Here is an 18090-nt window from a genome sequence, read left to right on the forward strand (position 1 = left end):
TTCCTGGCAGTAAAAGCGCGCGTTCAATATTGCACAAAGATGTTTAGACTAAAAAATTATTAATTAGTATTTGTATATTCCTTAATCGAATACATCATTTAACTGCTCCTGACCTGTTGCTGGAGCAGCAATTGGCGGGCATCGGGCTGCTTGCAGATCAACAATCTCCATTGTCCACAGATGCCGCCCTCCCCTGAAAAGCCCCGCCACACAAGGCCTGCAGCCATGTTTTCACGCTGTGGCATGCAATCTGCTCTCTCCCTCCCGACAGCGATCCACCTGTAGGAGCCGGCTTGCTGGCGATGGCGTCCCCAAGGACGCCGCATGACTTGCAGTCCTCATCGCCAGCAAACCGGCTCCTACGAATTGGGATTCGCCAAATGCCATCAAGGGAGATTTCCATGAAACGTTTCTGGTGTAACAGCCTGGTCGGCTTGACCGGATTACTGCTCAGTGCCATCGCATTGGCCGAACAGGCACCGTCCACGGTGAAGATCGCCATCGTCGCGTTCACTCAAGGCGGTAAACCAGTGTTTGGCGGTATCGCCGGCCGCGTGATCGAGGACGGTTGGCTCGAACAGCAACTGAGCCAGCGCGGCGTCAAGCTGGAATGGATCGCCCTGCCCCACGCCGGCGCCGGTCCGCAGATCAATGAAGGCTTCAGCAATAACAGCATCGACTTCGCCGTGCGCGGCGACCTGCCTTCGGTGATTGCCGGTGCCGGTGGGGTGCCGGGCAAGCTGATCGTGCCCGGCGGCAGCGGCAACAACATCTATCTGGTGGTACCGGCCGGCTCCGAAGCCAAGGGCATCGAAGACCTCAAGGGCAAACGCCTGGCGCTGCATCGTGGTCGTCCCTGGGAGTTCGCCTTCAGCAACTTCCTCGCCAGCAAGGGCCTGAAGCTGGACGACTTCAAGATCGCCAACCTGAACCCGCAAGTCGGTGCAGCAGCCGTGTCGGCCGGCAAAGTCGACGCGGCGGTACTGCTCAGCGAAGCCTATGCCCTGGAAGACAAGGGCGTCGGCAAGATCATCTGGTCGACCAAACAGGGCGCCAACGATTGGCGGCTGGTCTCCGACCTGTGGGGCACCGACCGTTTTGTCGCGCAGTACCCGGACATCACCCAGTTGCTGGCCACGGCCTGGATCAAGGCTGCATGGTGGATTTCCCAGGAACAGAACAAAGATGCCTACTACCAGCTCTCCTCCCGCGCCGGTACCGCTGAAAGCGTGCTGCGCCGCGACGACCAGAACGACCCAGTGGCCTGGAAGGACCGCTGGGCGCCGAAAAGCGACCAGCAACTCAAGACCCACTATCAGGCGCTGACCGCCTACGCCCTGGCCAATCAGCTGATACGCGACAACTACGACATCACCCCATCACTGGCCACCGGTTTCACCAACCAGGCGCTGATCGATCTGCAACTCACCGACTACTGGCCGGCCCTGCGCGGCCAGGTCAGCACCAATCCATGAATAGGGAAATCCAGATGAAACTGCCGCAAAAATTCGTCTTCGGCCTGAGCGTCCTGGCGCTGTCCATGAGTGCCATGGCGGCCGGCGTGCACTCACCAAAACCCGACCCGCTGCAAGGTGATGGCCGTGTCTCGGCGTTCTACACCTGGCAGGAGGTGATTCCTGCCACACCGGGCAAACTGCTGCGCAGCGAACCGCTGGAAAAGACCTTGAGCCTGCCCAACGCCGCCAGTGCCCAACGGATTCTCTACAGCTCGACCGACGGTATCGACAACAAGACTCCGATCGTAGTCTCGGGCACGCTGTTCCTGCCCAAGGGCAAGGCGCCCGCCGGGGGGTGGCCGGTGGCAAGCTGGGGCCATGGCACGGTCGGCGTGGCAGATGTATGCGCGCCATCGTGGCAAGGCCGGTCCTATCGTGACGTGCAGTACCTCAGCCGCTGGCTCGATGAAGGCTATGCCATCGTCGCCACCGACTATCAGGGCCTCGGCGTGCCCGGTGGTCACCCGCTGCTGAACAATCGCATGGCTGCCTACGGCATTCTCGATGCGGCAAAAGCCGTGGTCGCCGGTGTGCCGGGGCTGGCCAACAAAGTACTGATCGTCGGGCAGTCCCAGGGTGGCGCCGGCGCGTTTGCCTCGGCGGCCTATGCGCCGACCTACGCACCCGACCTCGGCGTCAAGGGCAGTATCGGCACGGGTGTGATCTACACCGTCGGCGCGAAAAACGTCGGTGAACAGGACGTGAACAAAGTCGACGCGTCCCTCGCCTATGGCTTCTACACGCTGCTCGCCGCGCAGCAATACGACCCGACCATCAACCCCAGGGACTTCTACACCGACAAAGCGCTGCCGTTGTTCGAGCAGGCTCGCACCAGTTGCCTGGCGGCATTGGTCAGCGATGTGGTGGGTGTCGGCCTGACCCCGGCCAATGCCAAGAAGGACTACAAGGGCGACCAGCTCGCGGCGTGGCAGAAGCAGGTGTCTTACCCGACCCTGAAACTGTCCCAGCCGATTTTCATCGGCACCGGCGCAGAAGACAAAACCCCGGCCGCCTCGACCCAGGTCGCGCTGATGCAGGACGCCTGCAAGACCGGCTCGGTGGTCGAGGGTCACCTCTACAAAGGGCTGGGTCATAGCGAAACGGTCAACGCCTCGCTCAAGGACTCGGTGCCCTTCGCCTACAAAGTCATCAACGACCAGCCCATCACCCCGATCTGCAGCCCCAGCGTGCAGTAAGACGGAGCCCGCGACATGAGCATTGAATTTTTCACGCGCCTGCCCCTGCACGGCGAAACCCAATTCCTCCCCGGCGACCCGCGCAACCGTGGCGACTGGCACCGTGGCGGCCCGAGCACCGGCGCCGTCTCGGCGTTCAGCGTCGGTGATCACTTCACCTACATCGACTACCTCGGACAAATCGCCAAGGCCGCGGAAATCAACGGCTTCGGCGGTGCACTGATGGTCAACGCGCCCTCCGGCGAAGAGCCGTGGACAGTCTGCTCGCTACTGGCCCGGGAAACCCGCACGCTGAAATTCGTTACGGCGTTCCAGCCCTATCACTACACGCCGTGGGTGGCGGTGCAGCAAGCGGCGACCTACCAGCGCGCCACCGGCAACCGCCTGGTGTGGAACATCATCAACGGCGGTTCGGATGTGATTCAGCGCCAGGTCGGTGATTTCAGCGCCCATGATGAGCGCTACGAAAGGGCCATCGAGTTCATGGACGTGGTCAAGGGTTATTGGCACAACGAAAACTTCCACTACGACGGCAAATTCTACAAAGCCGACGGCGGCGGCCTGCGCGGGCCCTTGAAGAAAGCCGAAATGCCGCTGATATGCACCGCCGGCTCGTCAATTGCGGCGCGGGAGTTTGCCGCCAAACACGCCGATTTCTATCTGATGCGCGCCGAACACCCGGATGAAATAGCCGCGTTGATCGCCGACATTCGCGAGCGCGCATTGAAATGGGGGCGCACGGATATTCGCTTCGGGCTCTCAATCGACGTCATCACCCGCGAGACCGAAGAGCTGGCCCGCACGGAAGCCAAGCGCTTCTTCGACGAAGGCATTGCCAAGGGCGCGGTCAAGGCTGTGGCGGCCCATGCCGGGCTGCGCACCGCACGCAAACTCAGTTACGAAAACGAGTTCGCGCAAAAGGCCGAAACTCAGAGCTTCGACGATTTTTTCATCCACCCCAATGTCTGGACCGGTTTCGGCTATATCGGTATTCCGCCGGGCTGCGCATTGGTGGGCAGCCATGAAAATGTCGTGGCGCGCATCCGCGAGTACAACGCCATCGGCATCGATCTATTTTTCCTCGCCGGTTACCCGCACCTGGAAGAAGCCTATCGCTTGGGCGAACACATCCTCCCGCAGTTTCGCGGCGAGCGCACCGAACTGATCCGCCCGCCGCTGGCGCCCCTGGAATTGCGCTCGGCCAACGGCCCGGCCGGAGCCTGATGCCATGAGCGACGATCACTCATTATTCAGTCGCCGGGATTTTCTCGGCCACAGCGCACTGCTCGGCGGCGGATTGTTGCTTGGCAGTGGGCTGCTCGCCGGATGCGGCCCGGGTAGCGACAAACCCGTCGCCGCTGTCGCCAGCGGCAACGACCAGCCGCGTTATGGCGGACGCCTGCGCCTGGGGATTCTCGACGGCAACCAGAGCGGCAATCTCGACGCCCACAAACCGATCGGCAGCGGCATCGTTCGCGGCTTCGCCCTGTACAGCAAGCTGTGGGAATGGGACGAACAGATGCAGCCGCGCCTGGCCCTGGCCGAATTCGCTGAACCGAATGCCGACGCCAGCAGCTGGACGCTGCGCCTGCGTCCGGACCTGGAGTTTCACCATGGCAAGACCATCGATGCCGATGACCTGATTTTCTCGATCCGTCGCCTCACCGATCCGCAACTGGCATCGCCCTATGCCGCGCTGCTGCACTGGGTGGATCGCGACAACCTGGTCAAGCTCGATTCGCGCACCGTGCGCCTGAATTTTCGCGAAGGACGCAGTTACATGCCACTGGCGGAAACCTGGGTGAATTTCGGCGGCATCGTGCCGGTGGACTATCACCCGGTGACCAACCCGGTAGGCGCCGGTCCATACAAGCTGAAAAGCTTCACCCCGGGGCAGCGTTCACTGTTCACACGCTTCGCGAACTATTACAAGGAGGGCAAGCCCTATGCCGATGAGCTGGAAATCATCGACTTCAAGGACCAGGTTTCGCGCCTGGCCGCCCTGCGTTCCGGGCAGATCGACATGGCCAACGTGATGCCCACCGAACAGCTGGAAGTGCTGCAGCGCGACCCACGGCTCAAGGTGTTGAAGTCGGTGACCGGCAACTGGTTGTCGTTCGACATGAACCTCGCCAAGCCGCCGTTCAACGATCCACGGGTACGCGAGGCATTCCGTCTGCTGGCTGATCGGCAAGAGTTGGTACGCCGGGCGCTCAACGGTCAGGGCCGGGTCGCCAACGACCTGTATGCGCCGAGCGATCCGACCTTCAACCAAGGCCTCGGACCACGTGCCCACGACCCGCAGCGCGCGGCGCAATTGCTCAGGGAAGCCGGGCAGGAAAACCTCGAACTGGAACTGGTCACCACGCCTGGGCCGGGGCTGACCTCGGCATTGGTCCTGGCGGAACAGGCCAAACGTATCGGCGTGACCCTCAAGGTCAAGCAGGTCGACCTCGCCACTTTCCAGGGGCCGCTGCGCAACGACTGGACCTTGAGTACCGGCGGCAGCATCGGCGCACCGTTCCTGGCCAGTGCGATCCATACCGACGCACCGTTTGCCGTGTCGAACAAGACCCATTTCAACGATCCGCAGTTCAGCGAGCTGTTTCTGGCGGCGATGGCCCAACCCGACCTGGAAAAACGCAAGGCCCTCGTGCATCAGGTGCAGCAGATCCAGTACGAACGCGGGGGCCTGTTGATCTGGGGTTACGCCGATTTGCTCGACAGCGTGGCCAACCGCGTAGGCGGCGCGGCGGCCGAGCAATCGCTGTTCAGCACCTGGCGCTTTGAAAAGCTCTGGTTGAAAGACACCGCCTGACCGCACGGGCACCCCCCCTGTAGGAGCCGGCTTGCTGGCGATGGCGTCATAACAGACACAGCCGCCATTAAGGCCACCATCGCCATCGCGATCGCCAGCAAGCCGGCTCCTACAGGGCATTCAATGAATTTATCTATCGAGGCACATTTTCATGCCCTCTATCGGCTTCGTTCGTCCCGCTTCCGGCCACGCGCTGGCATTGGCCATCGCTTCCATCCTGTCAACGGCAACCTTCGCCGCCGACACGCAGCTGCAAACCGTCACTGTTCAAGCCAGCACCAGCGAATCCGACGATGACGCCCTACCCACCCGGCCACCGACGTCGGTCTACGGCGGCATCGAAACCAAGGTGCTCGACACCCCCCGCTCGATCACCGAGGTCAACGCCGAGCAACTGGCCAACGACCCGATCCGCAGTGCCGACGACCTGGTCAAATATGCACCGGGCATTACCCGCGGTGGCGGACAGAACGCCGGCATTGCGCCGCAGTTCCGTGCCCAGGGCTCCGAAGTGTTCCAGGACGGCCAGCGGGCTTACGGTGTACGGCACCCAGCCAACTTCAACGCCTTCGAGGGCGCCGATATCGTCGCCGGTCCATCCTCGGTGACCTACGGCTCGGTGTCGGGCAGTGGCGGCTACGTCAACTTTCTGAGCAAGAAGCCCAACTTCAATGAGTTCAAGACCCGGCTCAGCGGTGAATTGGGGACCTGGGTCCCTGATGGGGAATCGCGCGATTCCAACAAGTTCAGCGTCGACAACACCGGGCCCCTGAGCGACAGCCTTGCCTACCGCATCAGCATCACCAAGCAGCGCCAGGAGGACTTCTACGACAACGTCGACAACAACTTCGATGCGTTCTACGGCGCTCTCGCCTGGCGCAACGACAACATGCGTGTCGACTGGAACGCCAGTTACGATGATTACTACGACTACAACATCACCCACGGCTGGAACCGCGCCAATCAGGAGCTGGTGGACAGCGGCAAGTACTACGCCGGGCGGGCTACGCCGATCATCCAGAACGGCAACACGCTGTGGTCGCCGGTGTTGGCCTCCGGTGCCGCCGATGCGCCGACCCTGGGTTGGGTAAAACGCCAACGCAATGCGCAGGGGCAATACAGTGTCGTCAACGGCAGCTTCCAGACAGCATCCCCCAACACCCAAGGCAACCCCGGCAGCCTGCGCGGCTGGGTATATGACCCCTCGCTGGCGGGCAACGGCCTCACCTCGCTGTCGTCACAGACCGGCCAGCGCGACGAGGATGAAAACAGCTCACGGCGTTTCACCACACAACTGCGGGTCGAAGCCGATCTGACCCCGACCATCACCCTGGCCAACAGCACCTTCTACCAGCGGTCCCGAGACATGACCGATGCGGTCGGGTCTTTCCAGGTGCAGTCCAAGGACAATATTTTCGACAACCGCTTCGAGTTCCGCTCGCGCAACGAGGTGCAATTGGGCGGCTTGACCCTGCGCGACGACAGCAATAGCGGATTGATTTACCGCCGTGAATTCAACCAGTCGATAGCCGCAAACAACAGTTTCGGCTCGACCATCAACGCCTATGACCTTACCCAAGACCCGTCGGGCAAGAACCCCGGGAGCCTGCTGGGCCTGACGGGTTCGAACCCTGCCGGCGGTAATGGCGCATGGATCGGTCAGCCCGGCGTGGCGCAATTCTCCAACCGGTATGGCTGGCTGAACCTGCCGCCGATGTACCCGGCCGGCCATGGCTTGTACGCCGAGTCTGTCGCGCCGTACACCGCTGAAAGCACCTGGAGCACGCAAACGTTGTTCACTCAACACAACCTCAAGTTTGGCGAGCGCTTCGGCCTGAACATCGGCGCCAGCCGCAGCTGGATCGACGCCGAAATCGAAAACCCGTTCGTGCTCGCCGGCGGCAATCCACGCAAGGACAGCGACAACTACCGGTTGTTTGCCTTCCAGGTCAGCCCCTACGTCAAGCCGACCGAAAACAGTACGTTGTACTACACCTTCGACCGCTCACTGGCGGTCAACACCGGGTTCTTCTCCAATGGCCTGGGTTGGGGCAGCGGCGCCGGCGCCAACCTGCTCAACCCGCTGGCCTTCGAAAGCCTGAGCGTGCTGCACGAAGTCGGCTTGAAAGTGGAAGCAGTGCCCAACGAACTGTTCCTGACCCTGGCGGCGTTCAAGCAGGAGCGGGATCAGGCGCCGGACAGCAATAACAACATTGCCCGGCTGATGATCAAGGGTGTGGAATCGACCATTCGCTATCAGCCCAACGACCACCTGCGCAGCGCCCTGAACCTTTCCAGGCTGAGCGCCTACAACGAATTCACCTCCCAGACAGGCTTCGCCTCGGCCGGATTCATCCCCGACAACGGTACGATTTTCGGCGACAACAACAGCCTCAATCAGCGGCCCTCGGGGCGTTTCGACGCGGTGCAGATCCCCGAGTACACCGCCAGTGGCTATGTCGACTATCGCTTCGACTCAGGCTTTGGCGCCGAGCTGTCCGGCTGGTGGACCAGTAGCTGGTACCTGAACCTTAGCAAGACCGTGAAGATCCCCGACGAATACAACCTCGACCTCGCTGTGTATTACCGCCAGCCACAGTGGAGCACCACGTTGCGCGTGCTCAATCTGACCGACGAACTGAACTTCGTCAGTGGCCTGGCAGGTTCCACCAACACGTTCCTGCAACCCATGCCTGGCCGCACGTTGCTGGCCCAGGTGGATTACCAGTTCTAAACCCGTTCACAGCCATCAGGAGTATTGCCATGTCCATTGAATTCGTCGGCATGATTTTCCCCCGCCAGTGGTCCGAGACCCGAGGCATACGCAGTCCGGATTTCGATCTGGAGTTCATTCGTCACCATGCCCGCGCCCATGAACACTCAGGCTTCGACCGGGTGCTGATCGCCAGCGGCCCGGGCAGCGCCGACAGTTTGCAGATCGCCGCTTACGCCGCCGCGCATACCGAGCGACTGGGTTTCATGATTGCCCACCGCCCCGCGCTGACCTCGCCAACCGTCGCCGCTCGGGCGTTTGCGACGCTCGATCACACCACCGGGGGTGGCCGGATTCGCCTGCATGCCATCACCGGCATCACTGCCGAACCCCAGGAAGGCGACTTTCTGCTGGACAAGACCGAGCGCTACAAACGTACCGACGAATACCTGGAGATCGTGCGGCGCACCTGGACGGCTGACGAACCCTTCGACTTCGAGGGGCAGTATTTCAACATCAAGGGCGCCTTCTCTCCGGTCAAGCCCTTGCAACAACCGCACATTCCGATCTCCTTCGGCGGCTCGTCGGACATTGCCTATCAAATCGCGGTGAAACACGCCGACCTGTATGCGTTGTGGGGTGAGCCGTTGACTGGCGTGGCCGAGCAGATTGGCAAGCTGCGCGAGGCTGCCAGCGCGGCGGGCGTGACGGCGCCGCGGGTCAGTTTGTCGGTGCGCTTGATTCTGGGGGCAACGGAGGAATTGGCGTGGCAGCGGGCGCAGCAGATCCTTGAACAGATCAAGGCCAACCCGCAATTTGCAGCGGGCAGCCCCTGGCAAAAACGCATCAAGGGCACCGGTTCAGAACGCTTGCTCGCCGCCGCAGCCTTGGGCGATCGACACGACCGCGCACTCTGGATGCCCACCGCCACCGCCGTCGGCGCCTACGGCGACACCACCGCGCTGGTCGGCACCCCGGAAACCGTGGCCCAAGCGTTGCTCGACTACGTCGACCTAGGCGTGACCACTTTCCTCAACCGTGGCTACGACCCGCTTTACGACACCGTGGATTACGGTCGCTGGATCATCCCGGCGGTACGTGAAGAAGTGCGCCGGCGCCAGGCGCGTGTGGCGTAAGCACATCGCAACATTCACCGACGCCATCGCCAGCAAGTCGGCTCCTACAAGGTCGACACGACACGCACCTGTAGGAGCCGGCTTGCTGGCGATGGCGGCATAATATTCACCACCGAATCGCTGACTCACCTGCGCTTACAAAGCACCATCCGCCAACGTTGGCGAATTCTCCAGCAGCGTGCGTGTATACGCCGCCTGTGGTTGATCCAGCACGGCATCCACCCGTCCCTGCTCCACCACACGGCCCAATTTCAACACCAACACCCGGTCGGCAATCGCCCGAACCACGCCCAGGTCATGGGTGACGAACAGCAGCGTCAGCCCTTCACTTTGCAATTGCCTCAACAACGCCAGGATCGAAGCTTGTACCGACACGTCCAGTGCCGAGGTGATTTCGTCGCAGATCAGCAGTTTGGGTTCAGACACCAGCGCCCGGGCGATCGCCACGCGCTGGCGCTCGCCACCGGACAGGCTATGGGGGTACAGGTCTGCCACCGAGACCGGCAGCGAGACTCGTTTGAGTACAGCATGCACGCGCTCCCGGGCGGCGGAGCCCTTGATGCCGAAGAAGTGTTGCAGAGGCGCGCTCAACGTTTGCAACACAGTGTGGCGCGGGTTCAACGCACGGTACGGGTTCTGGAAGATGTACTGGATCTGATGCCGTTGCGCCGCCTCACGCTTGCGTACCGACAGGCTCAACACAGCGCCCGCGTACTGCAACGAGCCCTCGGCATTTTCGCCCAGGCCAGCAATGGCACGCGCCAGGCTGGTCTTGCCCGAGCCCGACTCGCCTACCAGTGCCAGGCATTCGCCGGCGGCCACGCGCAGGGAAACGTCGAACAACACTTGACGGTCGTAAGCCACGTTCAGGTCCTTGATCTCCAGCAGCGGCATGCGCTCCGGCGCGTCGACGGGCGTCAGCGCAGGTGTCGGTGCAAGCGCCTGCAAGGCCTGCCGATGCGGGTCCAGGCAGGCCACCCGCTGGTGCAACGTCAGGTCTTGCAGTTGCGGTTCACGCACCGAACAGGCCGCCACGCGACGAGCACAGCGCGGCGCAAAGGCACACCCGGCTGAGCGCTGCCCGGGCGCCGGCGCATGCCCGGCAATCGCCTGCAAATCGCGACGCAATGCGACATCCGGAATCGCCGCCAGCAAGCCGCGGGTATACGGGTGCGCCGGTTGGCTGAACAACGTCGCGCGCTGCGCGACTTCGACGATGCGCCCGGCGTACATCACCATCACGCGGTCCACCAGGTCCTTGATCACCGCCAGATCATGGGATACATACACCGCCGCCACGCCCAGGCTTTTACACAGGCGGCGCAGCGTCGCGAGGATATGCGCCTGAGTGGTGACGTCCAGTGCCGTGGTCGGCTCATCCAGGACAATTAATGCCGGGCGCAGTACAAAGGCCAACGCCAGCATCACCCGTTGCTGCTGCCCACCTGACAGTTGATGGGGAAAGCGCCGCAGAAACTCGGGGTCATCGGGCAGTCCGACATCGCGCAAGGTCTCGAAAATACGCTGCTGTTGTGTCGGCCGATCCAGTTCAACCTGATGGGCTGCCAGGGTTTCGCGCAACAGGATACCGATACGCAGCGCCGGATTCAGCGCCGTCGCCGGGTCTTGGGCCACATAGCCGATCAGGCTACCACGTGCCCGGCGCAAGGCTTCACCCTGCAGGGTCAGCAGCGATTGCCCGGCCACCTCGACCTCGCCACCGACAATCCGCGTGCCCCGTCGTGCATGGGCCAGCAAGGCCGTGGCCAGGGTGGTCTTACCCGACCCCGATTCGCCGACCAAACCCAGAATTTCCCCAGCGTCAAGGCTGAAGGACACACCGGACAGCACATCCACCTGTCCGGACAACTCGACCCGCAAATCCCGCACCCGCAACACCTGCGCGTTTAGCACAGGGGCGCGGGATTCGATTCCGGCAATGGCGTTCATGGCTGTTTCTCTCCGATCCGTGAACTGCTACGGCCGATGCCTTCGGCCAGGATATTGGTGCCATAGGCGAAGATGCCGATCAGAATCGCCGGGGCCAGGACGGCCCAGGGTTGCACCAGCAGACCGGCCTGGTTTTCGTTGATCATCAGTCCCCAATCAGCGGTCGGTGGGGCTACCCCATAACCGAGAAAACTCAACCCCGAGAGCATGCCCACCCCCCAGGTCAGCATGTTGCCGAAGTGCACCAGCAGCGGCGTGAGGATGTTCGGCAGGATTTCCCTGAACAGAATCCGTCGCCGCGAATAGCCCATCATCTGTGCGGCCTCGACGAATTCCTGCCCCGCCACCGCCACCGCGCTGCCACGGGCCAGGCGAATCACCCCGGGCGTGAAGGCGATGGCCACGGTCAACACGATCAACCAGGGCGCGCGGCCGAGCATCGAGACGATCAACAGCACCAGAATCAAGTCCGGAAAGGCCAGCGAAACGTCCGCCAGCCAGGTAATCAGTTGATCCAGCCTGCGCCTGGAAAACCCCGCCAACAGGCCCAGGGCACTGCCCGTCAACAGCGCGATCGAGGCCGCGGCCACAGACATCCACAGAATCGACACGCCACCACTGAGCACGCGCGACAACACATCATGCCCAAGGAAGTCATACCCCAACAGTGCCGCGCCCACGGGCGCGCCGTACACCGAACCGAGCATTTCCGTGGGGCTGTGCGGCGCCAGCCAGGGGCCCGACAGGGCAAAGACCACCACCAGCAGCGTGATCAATGCGCCCTTGCGGGTTTGCGGTTGCGCCAGCCACAGGCGCCAGCGCGAATGTCGCGAGTCAGTCATGCATCACCTCTCAAGGGGCTTTGATGGGGAACGTCGCCACCAGGGCTGAATGCCCCGGCGGTTACGCCGGATCATGGTCACTCGGCGGGCGGTGCGCAGTTTCGGTGTCAGCAGCACGGTCAGCAGATCGGCCAGCAGATTGATCAGCACCACGCCAAGCGTGATCAGCAGCACGATGGCCTGGACCATCGGCAGGTCACGCATCTGGATCGCCGAATTGAGTGAGGTGCCGATGCCCGGATAGCTGAAAATCACCTCGGCCAACAGCGCCCCGCCGATCAGTGTGCGCAGGGTCAGGGCCACGCCCTGGATCGCCGGAACCAGCGCGTTGGGCAAGGTGTGGCGCCAGACGATGCGCCACTCGGCAATGCCCCGCAGTCTGGCGGCGACCACGTAATCCGACTCCAGCGCTTCGATCATCGACGCCCGCACCATGCGCGTCAGGTAGGGCAGCGCCGACAGGCTCAGGGCCAGCACCGGCAGCACCAGAAACTGCAATTGGCGCAGCAGCGAGGTGTCCGGATCGAGAATCGACACCGCCGGCAATATCTCCATGTGCGGCATCGAAAACAGCAGCACCAGGCCGATGGCCAACAGAAAACCCGGCGTGGCCTTGAGGAAAATCAACAATGACAGGCACCAGCGATCGACGCGGCTGTCACGGCGCAAGGCCAGGGTCACACCGAGCAACAGCGCCGCCGGCACCACCACGGCAATCACCCCGGCCAACAGCGCCAGGGTGTAGCCGAAGCGACCGGACAGGATGCTGCCGACCGGCGCATTGGAGTCCAGCGATACACCCAGCTCGCCGCTCAACGCATGGCCGAGCCAGCGCAGGTATTGCTCGAGAATCGGCCGGTCAAGGCCCAACTGCCGCTGCAAGGTGAGGATGCTTTCCAGCGGTGCGTCGGGACCGAGGATCACCCGCGCCGGGTCCGAGGGCAACGCTTGGGTCGCAATGAACACCACCAGGCTGATCACCCAAGCGGTGAGCAGGCCGTAGCCCAGACGTCCGATGAACCAGGACAACCAGGCCGGTGTGCGCGAAGTCTTGCAGGTGGACTCAGGCATGGTTCACCCACATCTCGTCGAAGCGCCACGAGGCGAATGTGGTCTGTTCCGGTTGCAAGCCACCGACGCGCACCGACGCGGCATCGAGCACATCATTGAAGCCCCAGATCAGCAAACCGCCACGTTCGTGCTGAATGGTCTGCGCCTCATGGACCAACGCCTTGCGCCGTTGCAGGTCAGGCTGCGCCAGCGCCTGGCGGTACAGCGCACTGAAGCGCTCATCGTGAAAATTGCTGCGGTTGTAGATGGCCTGCGGTGCGTCGTTGTGCAGCGCCGTCGCAAGGAAACCCCGGGCGGGCGTGGAGCCCGGGGACAGCAGCCAGTTCTCCCGTTGCGGACCGTTGAATGCCGAGCCATCGACTTGCGTGACCTTGATCTCTACCCCGGCCTTCCTGGCTTGCTGGGCCAACACCAGCGCAGCATTCACGCCGGGGCCGGGAGTAGTCGTCAGTTCCACCCGCAGATCGTCCTGACCGGCCTGACGCAACAGCGAACGCGCCTGCTCCAGATCGTACGGACGCTGGGCGATGTCGTGGTTGTACGTCGGATCATGGGGCGAATACAGATCGTTGGCGATTCGCCCAAAACCATTGAGACCTCGGTTGACCAGTTCATGACGATCAGCCAGTAGACGAAACGCCTGGCGCACACGCGGATCCTGAAACGGCGCCTTGGCCAGATTGAGGTTGAACCCGGTGAACGAGGTACTGGGCGACGCATACAACTTGAGTCGCGAATCGGCCTTGAGCAAGGCACTGTGCTCAGCCTGCACGCCACTGGCGACGTCGATCTGCCCGGCACGCAACGCTGCAGCGCGAGACACCTGGTCCTTGAACTCGATGATTTCCAGCTCATCGGCATAGGGCTGGCCAGGCTTGTAGTAATTGGCGAAGCGCTCGTACAGCGAGCGCTGGCCGGGGATGAAACTCTTGAGTTTGAAAGGGCCCGCGCCCACCGGATTGCTGACCGGGTCGTAGTCTGTGGGCACGATGCCGCCGAAGCTGATCAGGGTTTCATCCAGCGGAAAAAAGCTCTGGCCCTGCTTGAAACGGATTTCGATAGTGCGCTCATCGAGTTTGCGCAGCGCATTGCGATCGATCGCGCCCACCAGGCCGGCGAACGGCGACGCCAGTTTCGGGTCGGTCAGGCGCAGGATCGAGAACAGAATATCGTCGGCGCCAATACTCTTGCCGTGGTGAAACTCCAGCCCCGGTTTGATGCGGATGGTCCAGGCACTGGCATCGGCATTGGGCTCGGCGAATTCGGCCAGGGCCAGTCGCGTGCTGACGTCGGCGTTCCACTCCCAGAACTTGCTGTAGAGCGCCCAACCACGAATGATCCCACCGCCCACCGGCTTGTGCGCGTCAAGGTTGCCCGACTGGTCGCCGTCGATGATGCCAACCCGCAAACGCCCACCGTGCACCGGCGTGCCGGCCACAGCCGCTATACCACTGTCGACGGCGTCACCGTCGCAACCGCTGAGCAGACTGCCGCCGAGAATCAGGCCACCACCGACCGTCAGGCCATTGCCGAGAAAACTGCGGCGGGAAAATCCCTCATTCATGACTGACTCCTCAAGCCCGTTCGGCTGCATTGGCCCGTTGCGGCAGCGGCGTATCGGCGCGCAGGCGCGGAACATCGAAACCGTGATCCAGATCGAGCAACGGAAACAGCAGGTCCGCGACCCGATGCGCCTCATCGATCAGCGGGAAACCAGAGAGAATGAATGCCGAGGTGCCTTGGGCTTCGTATTCACGAATGCGCTCGGCGACCTGCTCGGCACTGCCCACCAGATACGTGCCGGCTGCCGGGCCGAGGATGTTGAAACCGAACAGGCTCGGGCCGAGCCAGACGTTGGGGTAGATCTCCAAATCCCGGGCGCTGGGCAAGCGACCACTACGAATGGTTTCGACGTTGCGTTGGATCTGCGGGTCGTCGCTGTGGAAACTGTCCAGGGTTTCGCCCGGGGGCAGTTGTCGCTCAATAGCCGCGCGGGCGGTTTGAAGTGAGGTGCGCTGCAAGAGTTTTTCGGCGTGGGCCCATGCCTCTTCCTCAGTTTCGCGGACGATGATCTGCAAGCGGGTGCCGAAGGTCAGCTCGCGACCGATCTTCGCCGCCTCCGCCGCCACTTTGCGAAACTTCTCGCCGAGTTTTGGCGGGGTGTTGGCGAAGCTCAGGTAGACATCGAGCAACTGTACTGAATGGGCAACGCCCGGCCCCGAAGTGCCGGCACCCCACAACGGGATGCCGGGTTTCTGCTGCGGCGGATGCCAACCGCCCAACGGGTGCCGGGCAGCTGCTGGCGCGCGCGGTGCTAGTTTGACGTATTGGCCGTCATACCCCGAGGTATCGCCAGCGTAGAAGCTCTGGAAGGCGCGCCAGTATTCAAGACTGAAGTCATAGCGCTCATCATGGGGGTAATGCACGCCAAGGGTCGCCAGGCCCGCGTCGTTGCCGTTGACCACGTTGAACAACAGGCGACCATTGGAGAACTGATCGAAAGTCAGCGCCCATTTGGCCAATACCGCTGGCGACAACTCACCGGGGTGTTGCGCCACCAGAAAGCGCAGGCGTTGCGTGGCATCGATCAACGCGGCGGAAACGGCCAGGCTCTCATTGGGACTGGAACCCAGCAAAGACCCGTAATACCCCAGGCGATCGCTGGCCACGGCCAGTTGTTTCAAATGCTCGAAATCGGTTTTCCAGCGTCCTTCCGGCTCCCATGGATAAGGGCCGTCGGGGGTGGTGAGGTACCAGAGAATTTTTACCGCCATGGGCATTTTCCTTGTTTATGCCATCACTTGCAGGAGCCGGCTTGCTGGCAATCGGCCCGCAAGCCTTGCGCCGATTACACGGACGCCATCGCCAGCAAGCCGGCTCCTACAGAAATTGAAACGCACGCCCCCTGTAGGAGCTGGCTTGCTAGCGATCGGCCCGCAAGCCTTGCGCCGATTACACCGCCGCCATCGCCGGCAAGCCGGCTCCTACGGGCGATGGGGTCATCAAGCGGTGCGCCGGTCGATGGCGGGCACCAGGCCCAGTTCGGTGGCTTGTTCGTACAGGCCGCTCATTTTCCATTGCTGGGTCAGAACGCCCGGACCATAAGGACGGGAACCGCCCAGGGCATCGGCGAGCAATTGCAGTTGGGCGCCCTCTTCCAGCAACACAATGAACTCGGCAGTGGCGCGCAACCCTTGCTTGCCCCACACGGTGGAGCCGCCGTTGGCTTCCAGAATCGCCAGGTTGAAGGGGTTCTCGGCAATCTTGTCGAGAATGAAATCGACCTCCGGCTGACGTCGGTCGATGTACACCGGCAGCTCACGGGCCAGTTGATAACGCTGCACCGGCACGTAATGGAACGGCAGGGTGCGATGGGTTTGCGCCCAGGCGCCGAGGTACGGCGAGTGCACATGGGACACCGTGGTGATGTCCGCATGCTGCTGGAACAGTTTGGTGTAGCGACCCAAACCGCCCTTGCCTTTGCCGTAAATCACCTGGCCGGCAAAATCGGTGACCGTGGCCTGCAGCGGTTTGCGGTAATTCCATGGGCCGCCGTAGTTGACCGACACCAGCAACTCTTCGCCGGGCACGCGCTCGATGAAGCCCACCGTGCCATTGGCGGTGATGGTGTTGGTTTCACGGAACACGGTGAAGGCCTCTTCGGCCTCGATCAGCACCTTGTCGATAAAGTTCTTCAGTTCTTCACTGATCAATTGTTCGTTGACGAGTACGGTCATGGCGGTTCTCCGGTATCAGGCGCGGCGCTTGGCCAACAGTTCATGGGCGGCTTGCAATGGGCGCGGGTCGACCCAGTCGGCGATGGAAAAATCGCGTTCGAGGAAGCCGTGCAGGTAAAGAAAGTCTTTCTGGACATCGAGAAATTCCAGACGCTGGGCAGACAGGTCCGGCGCCAGCGTGGTGTGGAATTCACCGCGATAGGCCTCGGCGACCCCGGCGCTGCCTGCGCGGGTTTCCTCTTCGAGAATGGCGTTCAGGGCCTCGCGGTTGTTGGCTGCCCAATCGGCGGCACTGAGGGTTTGCGCGAGGAAACGCACCACCAGGTCGAAATGATTGTCGAGCAGGCTTTGGTGGACGGTGATTGGGCGCGGCGTACCGTTGTTGATGCGATAGCGCGGTTCGGCGATCAGGTCCAGGTCGATCCCAACCACAAGGCCGAGACGACGCGCGGCATCGGCAGCAGAAGCGCCTTTGACATACACCGCATCCACCTCGCCACGCACCAGGTAATCGAGGCCGGACCACAGACGCTGCAAACCCTCCTGCGGGTTGGCCGCACGCTCCTGATCCTGCAGCGCGACTTCCACCAGTTCGACGTCGTCGAACCCCAGTCCGGCCAGGCTGAGTGCGCCTTTGTAACCGTGCAGGCTCATGGCCCGGGCGATGCTCCCCGGCCGAGTTTCACCCCAGGCCGGCAGCGCCAGGCGCTTGCCTTTGAGATCTTGCGGGTGACTGATGCCGGAATCCGGACGAACCAGGATGGTTTGCCACTCCTCGATCCAGGTCAGGCCGATCAAACGGCTCGGGGCGCCGGCCGCACGGGCGGCAAGGGCCGGTACGTTGCCACCTTCGCGAAACAGCCCTGGCAGTTCGTGATCGTAGTGGTGATGGCCCAGTTGCCGGGCTTCCTGCAAGGTCGAAACCGGCAGGCCGTCGGCGGCGAATTCTTCGCCGAGCCAGCCGAGTTTGTAGGCGATTCCGGAAGCGGTCGGCACCGGGCAACGGGTGAACCAGATCTGCTCCAGTTCAGTCTGGGCATCGGGTCGGGTCTGTTTGGCAGCAAGCGTCATGGGCAGCTCCATCTGGTTGGCAAGTCAGTCGCGACGACT

The 18090-nt window shown here is 62.5% G+C and carries 13 protein-coding genes; 6 read left to right on the forward strand and 7 right to left on the reverse strand.

What is annotated here, in order from left to right:
• Window positions 1–401: 401 nt before the first annotated feature.
• The 6 genes from D8U73_RS02705 to D8U73_RS02730 all read left to right on the forward strand — a co-directional run bounded on the left by D8U73_RS02705 (window position 402) and on the right by D8U73_RS02730 (window position 9380).
• The gene (locus D8U73_RS02705; RefSeq protein ID WP_130903662.1) at window positions 402–1475 is read left to right on the forward strand and encodes a PhnD/SsuA/transferrin family substrate-binding protein; all 1074 of its coding nucleotides are present in this window, start codon (window positions 402–404) and stop codon (window positions 1473–1475) included.
• Window positions 1476–1489: 14 nt separating this feature from the next.
• Entirely contained in the window at window positions 1490–2713 is a 1224-nt protein-coding gene (locus D8U73_RS02710; RefSeq protein WP_130903663.1) for a lipase family protein, read from the forward strand.
• A 15-nt stretch (window positions 2714–2728) separates the two neighbouring features.
• Entirely contained in the window at window positions 2729–3937 is a 1209-nt protein-coding gene (locus tag D8U73_RS02715; RefSeq protein ID WP_130903664.1) for an LLM class flavin-dependent oxidoreductase, read from the forward strand.
• A gap of 4 nt (window positions 3938–3941) precedes the next feature.
• The gene (locus D8U73_RS02720) at window positions 3942–5531 is read left to right on the forward strand and encodes an ABC transporter substrate-binding protein (protein WP_130903665.1); all 1590 of its coding nucleotides are present in this window, start codon (window positions 3942–3944) and stop codon (window positions 5529–5531) included.
• 151 nt (window positions 5532–5682) lie between these two features.
• Complete coding sequence (locus D8U73_RS02725) at window positions 5683–8265, forward strand: TonB-dependent receptor plug domain-containing protein (RefSeq protein ID WP_130903666.1); 2583 nt, start codon at window positions 5683–5685, stop codon at window positions 8263–8265.
• Window positions 8266–8294: 29 nt separating this feature from the next.
• Window positions 8295–9380 carry an LLM class flavin-dependent oxidoreductase gene (locus D8U73_RS02730; protein WP_130903667.1) on the forward strand — a complete coding sequence of 362 codons (1086 nt, stop codon included), beginning with the start codon at window positions 8295–8297 and terminating at the stop codon, window positions 9378–9380.
• A 135-nt stretch (window positions 9381–9515) separates the two neighbouring features.
• Here the strand turns inward: D8U73_RS02730 and D8U73_RS02735 are convergent, their stop codons facing one another.
• The 7 genes from D8U73_RS02735 to D8U73_RS02765 all read right to left on the reverse strand — a co-directional run bounded on the left by D8U73_RS02735 (window position 9516) and on the right by D8U73_RS02765 (window position 18051).
• Window positions 9516–11330 carry an ABC transporter ATP-binding protein gene (locus D8U73_RS02735; RefSeq protein ID WP_130903668.1) on the reverse strand — a complete coding sequence of 605 codons (1815 nt, stop codon included), beginning with the start codon at window positions 11328–11330 and terminating at the stop codon, window positions 9516–9518.
• A complete protein-coding gene (locus D8U73_RS02740; protein WP_130903669.1) occupies window positions 11327–12172 on the reverse strand; it encodes an ABC transporter permease in 846 nt (281 codons plus the stop codon). The genes D8U73_RS02735 and D8U73_RS02740 overlap by 4 nt, the downstream gene beginning before the upstream one ends.
• 3 nt (window positions 12173–12175) lie before the next feature.
• Window positions 12176–13243: an ABC transporter permease gene (locus tag D8U73_RS02745; RefSeq protein ID WP_130903670.1), complete on the reverse strand. Its 1068-nt coding sequence runs from the start codon at window positions 13241–13243 to the stop codon at window positions 12176–12178.
• Window positions 13236–14807 (reverse strand): ABC transporter substrate-binding protein, encoded by a 1572-nt coding sequence (locus D8U73_RS02750; RefSeq protein ID WP_130903671.1) that lies wholly within the window; start codon window positions 14805–14807, stop codon window positions 13236–13238. Before D8U73_RS02750 ends, D8U73_RS02745 begins: the two co-directional genes overlap by 8 nt.
• Window positions 14808–14817: 10 nt before the next feature.
• Entirely contained in the window at window positions 14818–16017 is a 1200-nt protein-coding gene (locus D8U73_RS02755; protein ID WP_130903672.1) for an LLM class flavin-dependent oxidoreductase, read from the reverse strand.
• Between the two features lie 228 nt (window positions 16018–16245).
• A complete protein-coding gene (locus D8U73_RS02760) occupies window positions 16246–16980 on the reverse strand; it encodes a class II aldolase/adducin family protein (RefSeq protein ID WP_130903673.1) in 735 nt (244 codons plus the stop codon).
• Between the two features lie 15 nt (window positions 16981–16995).
• Entirely contained in the window at window positions 16996–18051 is a 1056-nt protein-coding gene (locus tag D8U73_RS02765; protein WP_130903674.1) for an ABC transporter substrate-binding protein, read from the reverse strand.
• Window positions 18052–18090 lie beyond the last annotated feature (39 nt).

Origin of the sequence: Pseudomonas sp. Sample_22 (genome assembly GCF_004307635.1) — a bacterium.
Lineage (GTDB): Bacteria > Pseudomonadota > Gammaproteobacteria > Pseudomonadales > Pseudomonadaceae > Aquipseudomonas.

Coding starts and splice junctions, on each gene's coding strand:
- D8U73_RS02740 (WP_130903669.1), bottom strand. CDS start 12,172: ATGACTGACTCGCGACATTCGCGCTGGCGCCTGTGGCTGGCGCAACCG.
- D8U73_RS02725 (WP_130903666.1), top strand. CDS start 5,683: ATGCCCTCTATCGGCTTCGTTCGTCCCGCTTCCGGCCACGCGCTGGCA.
- D8U73_RS02745 (WP_130903670.1), bottom strand. CDS start 13,243: ATGCCTGAGTCCACCTGCAAGACTTCGCGCACACCGGCCTGGTTGTCC.
- D8U73_RS02735 (WP_130903668.1), bottom strand. CDS start 11,330: ATGAACGCCATTGCCGGAATCGAATCCCGCGCCCCTGTGCTAAACGCG.
- D8U73_RS02720 (WP_130903665.1), top strand. CDS start 3,942: ATGAGCGACGATCACTCATTATTCAGTCGCCGGGATTTTCTCGGCCAC.
- D8U73_RS02715 (WP_130903664.1), top strand. CDS start 2,729: ATGAGCATTGAATTTTTCACGCGCCTGCCCCTGCACGGCGAAACCCAA.
- D8U73_RS02765 (WP_130903674.1), bottom strand. CDS start 18,051: ATGACGCTTGCTGCCAAACAGACCCGACCCGATGCCCAGACTGAACTG.
- D8U73_RS02730 (WP_130903667.1), top strand. CDS start 8,295: ATGTCCATTGAATTCGTCGGCATGATTTTCCCCCGCCAGTGGTCCGAG.
- D8U73_RS02705 (WP_130903662.1), top strand. CDS start 402: ATGAAACGTTTCTGGTGTAACAGCCTGGTCGGCTTGACCGGATTACTG.
- D8U73_RS02755 (WP_130903672.1), bottom strand. CDS start 16,017: ATGGCGGTAAAAATTCTCTGGTACCTCACCACCCCCGACGGCCCTTAT.
- D8U73_RS02750 (WP_130903671.1), bottom strand. CDS start 14,807: ATGAATGAGGGATTTTCCCGCCGCAGTTTTCTCGGCAATGGCCTGACG.
- D8U73_RS02760 (WP_130903673.1), bottom strand. CDS start 16,980: ATGACCGTACTCGTCAACGAACAATTGATCAGTGAAGAACTGAAGAAC.
- D8U73_RS02710 (WP_130903663.1), top strand. CDS start 1,490: ATGAAACTGCCGCAAAAATTCGTCTTCGGCCTGAGCGTCCTGGCGCTG.